We start from the raw sequence: 13,085 nt of genomic DNA, 5'->3' as shown, positions 1-13,085 counted from the left end.
CAATCTTGCATTTTTAGGATTCTTTAAATATGCTGATTTCTTTTTGGAAAACTTCAATCTTTTTGCGCAACTTTTGGAATTTGATTTTGCGATTCCTTTGCCACATATTCTTTTACCTTTAGCCATTTCCTTTTTTACTTTTCAACAAATTGCTTTTTTGGTGGATTGTTATAAAAAAGTAGATATTCGTGATTTACAAGAGGAATCTCAAGAATTAGACTTTTTAGACTATTGTCTCTTTGTTTGTTTCTTTCCTCAACTCATTGCGGGTCCTATTGTGCATCACAAAGAGATGATGCCCCAATTCCATACTTTATTTTGTAAAGCAGTCCATTGCAAACTTTGGGAGAATCTTGCAAAAGGTTTGTTTATATTCTCTATTGGATTTTTTAAAAAAGTCTTTATTGCAGATTCTTTTGCTAAATGGGCAAATGCAGGATTTAAAGTCGTAGAAAATGGGGGAGCTTTAAACATCTTTGAATCTTGGGCTACAACTTTTAGCTATACCTTTCAGCTCTATTTTGATTTTAGTGGATATTGTGATATGGCAATAGGTTTAGGATTATTCTTTGGGATAATGTTGCCTCTTAATTTTAATTCTCCTTATAAGTCTTTAAATATCAGTGAGTTTTGGAGGAGGTGGCATATTACTCTAGGGAGATTCTTAAAGGATTATCTTTATATTCCTCTTGGAGGGAATAGGAATCTTAAGTATCAAGATTCTAAATTTTATGAAGCCTTAAACAAGTTGCTTACCCTTAGAAATCTCTTTCTTGTAGCCTTTTTGAGTGGAATCTGGCACGGAGCTGGCTGGGGATTTATAATATGGGGAGTCTTACACGGAAGTGCAATGTGTGTGCATAGAATCTATGGGCTTATACTAGAGAGATTCCAACTTCAAAAGAAAAGCTTTTTGCGGAGTAAAATCTATAAAGTCCTTTGTTGGATTCTTACCTTTAATTTCTTAAATATCACTTGGATATTTTTTAGAAGTGAGAATCTACAAGGGGCAATGAATCTGCTTAAAGGAATGTTTGGGATTGTGTGGGTGGAGTTGCCGCGGAAGGCGCATCACATACCAGAATTATTGGCAAATCTTGGAGCTAGAAATGATTTTGTTGTTTATTTGTTGATGGCATTTGTTTTGTGCTTGTGTTTTAGTAATTCTTTAGAAAAATTAGCAAAGTTTAAAGCGGGTTATAAACTAGCAGTTTTAATAGGATTTTGTTTGCTAGTTTCATTAATGACCCTTGCGGTTACACCTTATACAGAATTTATTTATTTTAATTTTTAGGAAATCTTATGGATAAAAAATTTTGCATTATCTCTTTGGCGATTCCGTTGTTTGTTGGTTTGTTTTTGGTGTTGATTTTATATTTTTATGACCCATTTTTGCTTTATCATAAGCCTTATTTTAGGGAGGAAACTTATTCAGATGATATAAGAATGCAAGCAAAAGGAATCATCAAGCATTACAATTTTGATTCGTATATTTTAGGTACTTCTATGTTGGCAAATACTTCCGCTAAAGAAGCAAAGGAGAAATTAGGCGGAGAATGGGTGAATCTCTCTCTTGCTGGCTCTTCTTTGGCTGAAAGAGCATTGGTGCTTAATTATGCTTTGCGCAAAAAGCCTATTAAATCTGTGATTTTATCACTTGATGCAATTGTAGGAATATCAGAAAGTGGGAGTTATTTTGCTTTTCTCTATGATAATAATGAGCTGAACGACTTGAAAATTTATTTTAATGGAAAGTTTATTAAATGTGCCTTGAGCTTATCAAATAGTGGAGGGTGTAAAATGACTATTAAAGATACAGAGGAGTTGGCTAGTTTTAGAAATGACGAGCAGGTAAATAAGCGTCTTGGTGGCATACAAAATTGGTTTGTTGATTATAAAAATGTGGCACAATTGCTGGACTTAGCCGATGTGATAAGGGTAAATGATTTTGCTAAGTTGCAAAAAGTCAATGTAAGAGATATAAGTAATGATAAAAAATATTTAGATAAATTTTTACTTACATTTGTGAGAGATTATCCTCAGACAAATTTTTATTTTATCGTTCCTCCTTATTCGCGATTGAATTACAATGTTTATCGTTTAGGGAAAAAACCTATGACAAATTCAGAGTATTTTTATACTTGGGTTGCAGTTTTAACTTGGTTAATTGGCGAGTTGGAGGCTTATCCTAATACTAAAATCTACGGATTTGATACTTTAGACTATGCGGATAATATTGCAAATTATAGCGACTTAGTGCATTATAACATTGATATGAACTCTATGCAATTAGACGCGATTCGGGATAATACGCATAGGCTGACTTCAGAAAATATTGAGGAATACTTGAAAATTATGAAACAAAAGATTCAAGAATACGATGTAGAGCCTTTAGTAAAAATCGCCAAAGAGGCATTAGGGGAGGAATAGCGCTTAATAATGCCTCTTGAGCCTTGAGCCAATACTTCGTTCCTGTCTGATTTATTGGTGGTATCCAAATAAAAGCTACTACTCTATCATTGCGAGAATGTGTAGCATTTGTAGCGCACATTGCGCAAGGGTTTTGCCCACACCCGCAAATCCATAATGTTGGAATCTTGCTTGAAACTTAAATTTTAAGATTCTATTTGTTTTACACAGGAAAAACGCGAATACTAGAATCCAAGTTTTCTTGCAAAACTGATTCAATCGCAAACAGCGTGCCACTCGCACCACTTGCACAACCACTGCAAGCACCTAAATATCTAATATACACATCAGTATAGCCATCACTTGCATTTTTTAAATCAATGATTTCCATATTACCCCCGTCCATCATCAGCATTGGGCGGATTTTTTCATCAATCACGGATTCAATAGCTTTGATTTTTTGCACAATCGTCATATTGGCAAATTCTGAATTGTCTTTGGAATTCAAATCGGTTTTGTTTTGAAGTTCATTTTCCATTTCTGCACGCACTTCACGCAAAATATCTACTAGATAATGCTCCCTCTCTTCGTGTCCTCCGGGTCGGATACAACTTTTACAAAACGCACCTGCTTTCGTGTATTCGGTGATTTCTTCAATCGTTTTTAGATTGTTAATCCTAATGATTTCCTTTAATGTTCCTAAGCTCACGCGTGCGCATTCACAGACGATAATCTCATCTTCAAAATCCTCTGGATTCTTGCCCAAATATTGCGCCGCTGCCTTTTTAATCACATCATAAGCCATTACAGAGCAGTGCATTTTTTGTCCCGGGACGGCTGGAGTATCAGGCTCATCACGCAACGCTTTTTCTACATCAATATTGGTAATTTTCACTGCTTCTTGCACTTTTTTGCCCAAGCAAAGCTCTACCATCATATCACTACTTGCAATCGCAGTCCCGCAGCCAAAGCTCTTGAATTTCGCATCTACAATCGTATCGTTTGCGTCTATGAGCCAATAAAGTCGGACTGCATCACCGCAAGCCTCCGCGCCATAATCTGCGACAACAAGCTTCAATCCTCTTTTATCTGCCTCTTCTTGCGTAATCACGCCTAAATGAGTTGGGTTGTCCATTCTTTCGCTTACTTTTTTGCTATATGCGTCCCATAACGCACCGCCTAATAATTCATTTTTTGCCATTCTTTTTCCTTTAATTCTTAATTTGTTTCTTTAATAACTACTTGAAATAGAGCGCAAACGTGCAATAGATTTTTTAAAAACTTCCATTGCATAGTCAATTTCTTCTTTTGTATTAAAGCGACTAAGTGAAATTCTAATTGCAGTATGTGCTAATTCTTTATCTGCGCCAATTGCGCTCATTACAGGATTTGCTTCCAAGTCCTCACTTGCACACGCGCTTCCTGTGGAGCAAGCAATACCATATTTGTTTAAATCCCACAACATCGCCTCTCCCTCTACTCCACGAATGCTTACTAGAATCGTATTTGGCACACGCAAAGCCCGCTCGCCTATGACAAAAACATCTGGAATCTCTAGTAAAGCATCTTCTAATCTATCACGCAAATGACGCACATTGTTGCGTTCAAAATCTAAATGAAGTGAAGCTTGTCGCATTGCTTCTCCTAATGCTACGATATAAGGGACATTGAGAGTTCCGCTACGCTTGCCACCCATATGTTCTCCTCCGTGAAATAAAGGGGTAAGCTTAATGTCTTTGCGAATATAAAGCCCACCGATTCCTTTAGGTGCGTGGAATTTATGCCCGCTGAAACTTAAGAAATCTACTTGTGCCTTTTGCACATCAACGGGAATTTTGCCGATAGCTTGCACTGCGTCCGTGTGGAAAAGCACTCCTTTCTTTTTGCAAATTGCCCCAATTTCTTGAATAGGGAAAATAATCCCCGTTTCGTTGTTTGCCCACATTACGCTAACCAATGCGGTTTTATCTGTGATAGCATTTTCTACTGCACTTGCATCTAGTGTGCCATTTTCTCCAATAGGCAGATAAGTTACTTCTACACCTAGAGATTCCAAAAATTGACAGGTTGAACGAATTGCAGGGTGTTCTACTTGTGTCGTGATGATATGATTCTTTTCACCAAAGCGCAAAGTATCAAAATACACACCTTTTAAAACCCAATTGTTGCTTTCTGTCGCGCAAGAAGTGATGATGATGTCGTCTTCATCATGCGCATTAATTCCTTCATAGAGATGATTAAATGCCTCACGAATTGCTATGTGTGTTTCTGTGCCAAAACTATGCAAGGAGTTTGGATTGCCATATTTTTGGCAAAAATAAGATTCCATTAACTCTTTAGCCTGTGGGTCTAGCATAGTGGTTGCATTATTATCTAAATAAACTTTTTTAGATTCCATAATAACTCCCTAAGATGATATTTTTAGTTTTTATTTTTAATTTTGCTTGCTTGAAACTTTTGCAAAATAACCTTTGGCTTTTACCATAAAAAGCTTAATGTAATCTTATATTTATCTTGATTATTCGTCCTTGCAAGAGGCGAACGCAGTGAAAAACGAAGCAAGTCAAATATAAGAATCGCAAGGGTAATTGTGTCATTACGAGCATATATGCAAAATCTTAATAATTTTAAAAGCTACTTAGAAAACATTTTTAAGGCGCGTTCCAAATCCTCTTTGGTGTCAATTCCAAAAGATTGTGATTCTACTTTTGCCATTACAATGGTTTTAGAGTGTTCTAAAGCACGCAATTGTTCTAGTTTTTCTATAGATTCCAAAGTAGATTTTGGTAAATTACAAAAAGCCTGCAGGCTTTCACCGCTAAACGCATAGATTCCTAAATGTCCTAAATATTGTGCGCCGGATTCTATTTGATTTTCCCTATCATAAGGAATCTTGGAGCGCGAAAAGTAAATCGCCTCATTCTTGGCATTCAAGACTACTTTTACAAGATTTGGGTCATTAGCTTGTTCGCTAGTGATTGATTTTGCGCAACTTCCCATAAATGGAATCTCACCGCGACTTTTGGCTTCATTTTCCATTAAATGTTTTAAGCGCAAGATGACTTCTTGCTCCAAGAATGGTTCATCGCCTTGCAAGTTAATAATAATCTCCTCTTTAGTAAGCTTTAAAAGTCTAGCGCATTCAGCAATTCTATCTGTTCCACTTTCGTGTGTGTTGCTTGTAAGGATTGAGCGTATGCCATAGCGCGTGCAAACCTCCGCAATAAGAGAATCATCGCAAGCGACGATAACATCATCAATCTCCTTGGCGAGTTCTGCTGTGCGCACAATCATAGGGATTCCACGAATTTGCGCTAAAACCTTGTTGGGAAAACGCGTGGATTTGAGCCTTGCAGGGATAATAATCATCGTTTGTCTCCTTTAAGTTAGATATGCAAACAATCCAAAGCGTCCGCATTGGGGATTTTTGCGATAAGAAAAGTAAGCAGAAGTGCAGCAAGTGCAGTGAGGTGAAATATCGTAATTTGTGATATTTGTGGCTTTAAATTGAGATTTTATGATTGCGATTAAATCTAAGTAAATCTTGCCTTCACGCACGATTTTGCCTTTCTTTAAGAGGGAATCTTTCAAGACTTCCTCGCCTACTTCATAACAACACGCACGAATAGAAGGTCCAACATAGGCAAACAAATCGGAGGTTTGCGTGTTGAATTCTTGCTGCATTTGTTCTAAAGCGTTGGGAATAATGCCTTTTTGTAAGCCTACGCGTCCGCCGTGTAGCAATGCTAGGACTTTGTGCTTGGTATCAAAGAGCAAAATCGGATTGCAATCTGCTACCATAATTAGCCCGATAATATTTTTTTGCGCAATCAAGATTCCATCGCCATCACCTAATAATCCTCCTCTTTGTGCCTTTAGAATCTCTTTGCTATGCACTTGATTAAGATATGCAAGAGAGGAAAGAGGAAAAGGGGCTATACAAAGAGAGCGATGGGATTCTACATTTTCTTTGGAATCTCCTCCCGCGTGAAAGGCGATATTAAGCGGTGCGCGGCTTAAAAAGGCTTGGATTCCACTTGGTGTGGCAAGAGGTTCAAGAAAAGAGTGAGAATTCATTATAAACTTTTTTCAAAAGATTCATAATCTTGCATAATCTGCCAAACCCCTTTGGAAATATCCAAAAGTGGGTCTGGAGTAAGGTGGATTTGCATTCTAAGTTCTTTTTCCAAGAAATCCTTAATACCCGGAATCAGTGCCAAACCACCCGTCAAAGTCGCCCCATCTTCAATCAAATCGGGCGCAATTTGCGGAGGTGCATTGTGGATAGCCTCAATAATAATGTCTTTGATTTTGTAAAGACTATTTAAAATAACGCCTTTGAATTCCTCTAAGTCTAATTCACATTCTATGGGCATACTATTGGCAAGGTTTTTTGCTCCAATATGAATTGTGGGATTCTTGGCAAAAACATTGATTTTGCGTTTCAAGTTTTCTGCCATTTCCTTGCTAATTCCAATATTTTTATTATGGCGACAATATTCTACTAAGGCGAAATCTATGAAATCTCCCGCTTCTTTGGTAAAAGCACTTGTAATCAGTCCATTTAAGGAAATAATACTGACTTCTACAAGTCCTCCTCCAGCGTCAATAATCATTTTTGCACGTGCGGTAGAAATGTCTAATCCAGCACCAACGCTCGCGCTAAAGGGGTCTTCTATGAGCAAGACTTCTTTCGCTCCCGCAAGCATTGTTGCTTCATAGAGAGAATGTCTCTCTACTTGCGTGAGGTTTTGAGGGATACTAATGCCTACGCGGGGAGAGAGCGAACCCGCTTTTGCTTTTTGCAAAATTGCGTTCATAAAGATTTTAGTGGTTTCAAAATCGCTGATAGCTCCATTCAAAAGAGGATTGACTACTTCTATTTCGTTGTGTGTGCGTCCTAGCATTTTTTTTGCCGAATCGCCGATTGCTAGAATGCGATGAGAATTATATTTTTTTTCAAGAGCAATACAAGTCGCTTCGCAAAAAAGTGTTGTTTCCATATCGTTGCGCACGATAGTATTCACCGTGCCTAAGTCAATCGCAATATCATTTCGTTCAAAAATTCCCATATAAAATTCCCAATTATTTTAATACAATTTTGTAGATTATACATTATTAAACAATAATTTTATATATGCTTTTGTTATAATACGCAAAATTTTGGAAATTTTATCTCATTTGGCTTTTTGAAAATTTGACGAATTGAAGAATTTTTTTTTAAGATTCTTTTAATTAAGAAAAAGACAAAAAGCAAGCAAGGTTTTAATGAAAATCATCTTTTTCTTTTTGGCATTTTTTTGTGTGCTTTTTGCAAAACCAAGTCAGGTGATTCCGCAACTTTCTGTAAAAGTAAAAGATTTTTTTGAAATCCCGCAGGCAAAGGATTTCCTCTACAAAGATATAAAATACAGAATCTTTCTTGCAAAGAGTAAGTTGCAAGGCGCAAATTACAAGCTTTTTGTGTCTCTTGATGGCAATGCTTTTTTCCCTAGAATCTTGAATCTGTATCAAAATCCGCCCAAAGAACCCATTATCATTGTCGGTGTGGGCTATGATAGCCCAAAAGCGTTTGACACTTTAAAACGCACGAGGGATTATATGCCAAAAGTGCTAGGAGAGGATTTTCAAGGAGGCGGTGGAGACAAGGAGTTTTTGTCTTTTGTTCAAGAGATACTCTTGCCTTTTTTAGCAAAAAAATATCCTATTAATCCTGATTATAAAGCATTTTTTGGGCATTCTTTTGGGGGAATCTTTGTGCTAAACTCTTTGCTTAAAGAGAGCAGAGATTTTACGCATTTTTTTATTAATTCCCCATCTTTGTGGTGGGGAGAAGCTTCCTTTCTACCTAGAGAGATTCGGCTAAAGAGTTGCCCTTTGATTTTTATCACACAAGGAGAATTAGAAAGTCATTTGGTTGAGAAAAAGTCTTTTTTGAGTGCGCAATCTCTTGCAAATAGAATCACGCAAGAAAGTGCTTGTGTGGCGTATTTTAAAAGTTTTGAGGGGCAAACGCACGGAAGCGTGATTGAAAAGGATATGGAGTTTGCCCTAGAAAACTTTTAAATCCAATCCATTGAAAGGTTTATAAATGAATTTAATTGTGTGCTATGCTTTATTTTTTAGTCTTCCGAAGCTGATTCTTTCTTTTTTGCAGTTAAATTTTATCCGACAAGAAAAAGCCAAACCACCTTATATTTTAGAATCTAGTGCGTTTTTAAAGGCAGCAGATTATGCAAGCGTGCGTGAAAAAATTGCAATTTATAATGTGAGTTTAGATTTTTTACTTATGAGTTTTTGGATTCTTTTTGGTTTTTCTGCCTTAGATTCGGCTTTGGAGCTATCGCCTTTGATGAAATCTGTCGTCTTTGTGCTCGTGTTTCTTGTTGTTGGAGCATTGGTGAATTTACCTTTTGAAGCTTATCAGACTTTGGTTATTGATAAAAAGTTTGGTTTTGCAAAAGGTGGAATGAAGCTTTTTATCACAGATACCTTGAAGTCTTTTGCTTTATTGCTTATTGTGAGTGGAATCTTGATTTTTGTTTTTAGTTGGATTATTTTGGAAGTGCGATTTTGGGAAGTTTATGTGTTTCTTTTTGGAGCAGTTTTGCTTATTGGGATAAATTTCTTGTATCCTCTTTTGATTGCGCCGATGTTTAACAAATTCACTCCCCTTGAAAATCCAAAATTACAGGATAAAATCACTGCTTTATTACATCGTGTGGGATTCCAAAGCAAAGGCGTTTTTGTCATGGACGCTTCTAGACGCGATGGGAGATTGAATGCGTATTTTGCGGGATTAGGACGCGCAAAACGCGTGATATTGTTTGATACTTTGTTAGAAAAAATTTCAAGTGATTCCATTCTTGCTGTTTTGGGGCACGAGCTTGGGCATTTTAAGCATTACGATATTTACAAAATGCTAGGGCTTGTGCTTGGATTTTTTGGCGTTTTATTATTTGTGGTAGCAAACTTGCCCGAATCTTTGTTTGTTGAAGCAAATTTGGAGCGAAGTGCGCACGCATTGATTGTCTTTTTGTTGCTTTTAAGCTCGCCGATTGGATTGTATTTTATGCTGTTGGTAAATTGGAGAAGTTGCCAAAACGAATTTGCAGCCGATAGATTTGGTGCAGAGCTAACAAGCGCAGAATCCCTCTCAAATGCGCTATTAGTTCTTGTTAAAGAAAACAATTCCTTTCCTTTGGCTCACCCTTTGTATATGCGATTTTTTTATAGCCACCCGCCTTTAATGGCGCGCTTAATGGCATTAGGCTGTGCAAATCTAGCAAATCAACCACAGAATATTCAAAAAGTTTAAGTGAAGTCTAAGCAATGGAATTACAATGGAGTATTCAAAAAGCTCTCAAATATGGCGCAAAAAAGCTAAAAGAACAAGGGATTCCGCGCCCGCTTTTAGAATCTGAAATTTTACTTGGGTTTGTTTTAAGGCAGCCTAGAGTTGCTTTGCATTGTAATTTTGAAACAACGATTCAGCCTTTTTGGTTGGAATCTTTTAAAAAATTGATTTTGCGCAGAAGTCATCACGAGCCGATAGAATATTTGGTAGAGAGCGTGAGCTTTTATGGTGAAGAGCTATATGTTTCGTATGGTGCGTTGATTCCGCGTCCAGAAACAGAGATTTTAGTGCAAAAGGCATTGGATTTGATTGTGCGGAAATCTTGCACAAGAATCGCAGAAATTGGTGTAGGGAGTGGAGCAATCAGTGTCTTGCTTGCTTCAAAGAATCCTAAACTAGAATTTCACGCAAGCGATATTTCACCCGAAGCCCTTTTTAATGCCTATGTTAATAGAGTTAGATTTGGAGCGGAGAATTTAACTTTGCATAGAAGCGCGTATTTAGATTTTAATAAGGCATTAAAGATTCCTTTTGATTTGTTGCTCGCAAATCCTCCTTATATCAAGGAGGGTGAGATTCTACCTCCTACGTTGAGGTTTGAGCCACAAAATGCTCTTTTTGGTGGAAAAAGAGGCTATGAAATGCTGTTGCATATTATTCAACTTAGCTTTGATTGCAAGATTCCGTTTTTGATTTGCGAAATGGGTTATAATCAAAAAGAAAGTGTGGAATCTTATCTGCAAACTTTGCCACATAAGAGTTTGGAGTTTTATCAAGATTTTGCAGGTTTGAATCGTGGCTTTGTTGTAGAGTTTTAGTCCCATACTTTTGCAAATCTATAATCCCGTAATCTTGTATAAATTAACCTTTGCAATGGAAACTTTAAAAGCAAGATTCTACATTATAGATTGCTACGCATTTTTTACAAAAATACTTGCAAGGACGCAGTATCGCAAAGGCACAAAAGAACACAAGGTCGTAAATTATAAGTAAATTTTAAAACTAACTTCCTATAATTCAAGCAATATTCAACACCAAAGGAAAGACAATGAATGTATTAGTTACAGGTGCGTCTAGCGGGTTTGGACGTGCAATCGCTCAAGAGTTTGGCGGCAAAGGACACAAAGTCATTGCGCTTGCAAGGCGCAAGGAGCAGTTGGAATCCCTTGCGCAAGAGATTCCACATTGTATAGCTCTGCCTTGTGATATTTGCGACAAAGATTCTTTGCGTCAAGCCATAGAATCTCTACCACAAAATTTCAAAGAAATTGATGTTCTAGTCAATAACGCAGGGCTTGCACTTGGATTGACAAGTGCAGACAAATGTGATTTTGAGGATTGGGAGAGAATGATTGAAGTCAATGTCAAAGCCCTTGCATTTATCACGCGTTTGATTCTGCCACAAATGGTGGAGCGCAAAAGCGGGCATATCATTACGATTGGTTCAATTGCGGGAAGTTATCCTTATCCGGGAGGTAATGTTTATGGGGCGAGTAAAGCATTTGTGCGCCAATTTGCTTTGGGTTTGCGTGCGGATTTAAGTGGCACAAATGTGCGCGTAAGTGATATTGAACCCGGACTTGCTGGGGGTAGTGAATTTTCGCTTGTGCGATTCAAAGGCGACAAAAGCAAAGCAGACGCGCTCTATCAAGGGGCAAATGCTCTTACGCCACAGGATATTGCTCAAGCGGTTTATTGGGTTGCTACCTTACCAAAACATATCAATGTGAATACATTAGAGATAATGCCGACAAGTCAGAGTTTCTCTGCGCTTAATGTGCATAAGGAATAGCAGGGATTCTGCTTTTGCAATGGAATCTTTAAAACGAGATTAACATTGTAGATTGCCGTAAAGGCACAAAAGAACACAAGGGCGTAAATTATAAGTAAATTTTAAAACTAATTTTCTAATCTAGAAAAAATAAAGAGTTGCAAAAGGTGGAATCTCTACATCCAATCAATGATTTTTGTAACTTCTTGCACTTCAAAACATTTGATATTGATTTTTTGCGCGGGTTTTTTGGGTAGAATCGCATTAGAGATTCCAAGAGATAATGCTTCTTTGAGTCTTGCTTCTACATTGGGAACATCTCTAATGTCTCCTACAAGGCTGACTTCACCCAAAAATATGCTTCCATTAGAGAGAGGGCGGTTGCGGAAACTAGATAGAATTGCTGCTACGACTGCTAAGTCTGCCGCAGTTTCTAAAATCTTGATTCCACCGGTGATATTGATAAAAACATCGTAGCGATTCAGCGGAATCTCTAATTTTCGCTCCAATAGAGCCAAAATCATATTGAGACGATTGGAATCAAATCCCGTAGAAGAGCGTTTAGGCATACCATAAGCGCAGTCGCTCACCAATGCTTGCACCTCTAAAACAAGTGAGCGAGAACCCTCCATTACGACACTTAATGCACTTCCGGGTGCAGAAGTCTTTTGACTAAAGAAAATCTTGGAAGCCTCTTTTGCTCCAACTAGACCATTGCTTTTCATTTCAAAGATTCCAATTTCGCTAGTGTTGCCAAAGCGGTTTTTAAATCCCCTTAAAAATCGCAATTCACGGCTAGAATCTCCCTCAAAATAGAGCACGCAATCCACCATATGTTCTAAGATTCTAGGTCCTGCAATCGCGCCATCTTTGGTAATATGCCCAATGATAAACACGCAGATTCCACGCTCTTTAGCAAGGCGCATAAGCTCAAAAGTTACCTCACGCACTTGCGAAACACTCCCGGGACTAGAGCTGATATTCTCACTATAAAGCGTTTGAATACTATCTATTACAACCATAGAATAAGAGTGTTCATTGGCATAAATCGTGCCTAAAATCTCCTCTAGCTTGATTGCATTGAGCAAAAAAAGATTTTCGCAAACTGCATTTAATCGCTCCGCCCGTAGTTTGATTTGTGAAGCACTTTCTTCCCCGCTGACATAGAGGATTTGTTTGCCCATTTTGGCTAGATTGCTTGAGATTTTTAACAAAAGCGTAGATTTTCCAACGCCCGGACTTCCGCCGACTAAATACATTCCCCCAAGCACGATTCCTCCCCCAAGCACAATATCTAGCTCTGATTCTCCACTACTAAAGCGCACAAATTCCTCTTCTTGCACTTCTGTAATTGGCGTAACTTTGGTGGTGCTAAGAGGAGATGAAGTTGCCTTTAATACCTCAATTTGTTCTGTTTTAAGCTCCAAGAAACTTTCCCAAGCTCCGCAATTAGAGCATTTTCCGAGCCATTTTGAGCTTTGGAATCCACAATGCTGACATTCAAAAATTTGCGCTTTTTTCTTTGCCATTTTGCAACCTTTGTGATTT

At 37.8% G+C, this 13,085-nt stretch carries 12 protein-coding genes; 6 read left to right on the top strand and 6 right to left on the bottom strand.

Translation table 11 applies throughout. The annotated features are described in order from the left end of the window. Positions 1-43 precede the first annotated feature (43 nt). Both CQA43_RS02330 and CQA43_RS02325 read left to right on the top strand, forming a co-directional pair. Positions 44-1,294: an MBOAT family O-acyltransferase gene (locus tag CQA43_RS02330; RefSeq protein ID WP_245944195.1), complete on the top strand. Its 1,251-nt coding sequence runs from the start codon at positions 44-46 to the stop codon at positions 1,292-1,294. A gap of 8 nt (positions 1,295-1,302) precedes the next feature. Beyond that, positions 1,303-2,430, top strand: a complete 1,128-nt coding sequence (locus CQA43_RS02325) for a hypothetical protein (RefSeq protein WP_115551012.1) — start codon at positions 1,303-1,305, stop codon at positions 2,428-2,430. 202 nt (positions 2,431-2,632) lie between these two features. On the opposite strand, the gene CQA43_RS02320 is transcribed toward CQA43_RS02325, so the two are convergent. The 5 genes from CQA43_RS02320 to CQA43_RS02300 form a co-directional block, all read right to left on the bottom strand. Beyond that, a complete protein-coding gene (locus CQA43_RS02320) occupies positions 2,633-3,610 on the bottom strand; it encodes an iron-sulfur cluster assembly scaffold protein (RefSeq protein ID WP_115551011.1) in 978 nt (325 codons plus the stop codon). 30 nt (positions 3,611-3,640) lie between these two features. Further along, positions 3,641-4,807, bottom strand: coding sequence for a NifS family cysteine desulfurase (locus tag CQA43_RS02315; RefSeq protein ID WP_115551010.1), 1,167 nt, complete (start codon positions 4,805-4,807; stop codon positions 3,641-3,643). 236 nt (positions 4,808-5,043) lie between these two features. Further along, a complete protein-coding gene (gene kdsB / locus CQA43_RS02310) occupies positions 5,044-5,778 on the bottom strand; it encodes a 3-deoxy-manno-octulosonate cytidylyltransferase (protein WP_115551009.1) in 735 nt (244 codons plus the stop codon). Between the two features lie 12 nt (positions 5,779-5,790). Then, positions 5,791-6,486, bottom strand: a complete 696-nt coding sequence (locus tag CQA43_RS02305; protein WP_115551008.1) for a polyphenol oxidase family protein — start codon at positions 6,484-6,486, stop codon at positions 5,791-5,793. Next, positions 6,486-7,481: a rod shape-determining protein gene (locus CQA43_RS02300; protein ID WP_115551007.1), complete on the bottom strand. Its 996-nt coding sequence runs from the start codon at positions 7,479-7,481 to the stop codon at positions 6,486-6,488. Before CQA43_RS02300 ends, CQA43_RS02305 begins: the two co-directional genes overlap by 1 nt. Before the next feature lie 196 nt (positions 7,482-7,677). Between CQA43_RS02300 and CQA43_RS02295 the strand changes: the two genes are divergently transcribed. From CQA43_RS02295 to CQA43_RS02280, 4 genes are all read left to right on the top strand, one after another. After that, positions 7,678-8,475: an alpha/beta hydrolase gene (locus CQA43_RS02295; RefSeq protein ID WP_115551006.1), complete on the top strand. Its 798-nt coding sequence runs from the start codon at positions 7,678-7,680 to the stop codon at positions 8,473-8,475. A gap of 25 nt (positions 8,476-8,500) precedes the next feature. Further along, a complete protein-coding gene (locus CQA43_RS02290) occupies positions 8,501-9,727 on the top strand; it encodes a M48 family metallopeptidase (protein ID WP_115551005.1) in 1,227 nt (408 codons plus the stop codon). A gap of 14 nt (positions 9,728-9,741) precedes the next feature. Beyond that, positions 9,742-10,584 carry a HemK/PrmC family methyltransferase gene (locus CQA43_RS02285; protein ID WP_115551004.1) on the top strand — a complete coding sequence of 281 codons (843 nt, stop codon included), beginning with the start codon at positions 9,742-9,744 and terminating at the stop codon, positions 10,582-10,584. A gap of 230 nt (positions 10,585-10,814) precedes the next feature. Further along, complete coding sequence (locus CQA43_RS02280) at positions 10,815-11,558, top strand: SDR family NAD(P)-dependent oxidoreductase (RefSeq protein WP_115551003.1); 744 nt, start codon at positions 10,815-10,817, stop codon at positions 11,556-11,558. A 155-nt stretch (positions 11,559-11,713) separates the two neighbouring features. Here the strand turns inward: CQA43_RS02280 and radA are convergent, their stop codons facing one another. After that, complete coding sequence (gene radA / locus CQA43_RS02275) at positions 11,714-13,066, bottom strand: DNA repair protein RadA (RefSeq protein WP_115551002.1); 1,353 nt, start codon at positions 13,064-13,066, stop codon at positions 11,714-11,716. Positions 13,067-13,085 lie beyond the last annotated feature (19 nt).

Source organism: Helicobacter ganmani (assembly GCF_003364315.1).
In the GTDB taxonomy this organism is placed as follows: domain Bacteria; phylum Campylobacterota; class Campylobacteria; order Campylobacterales; family Helicobacteraceae; genus Helicobacter_D; species Helicobacter_D ganmani.
This window is presented reverse-complemented; position numbering and strand designations above follow the sequence as displayed.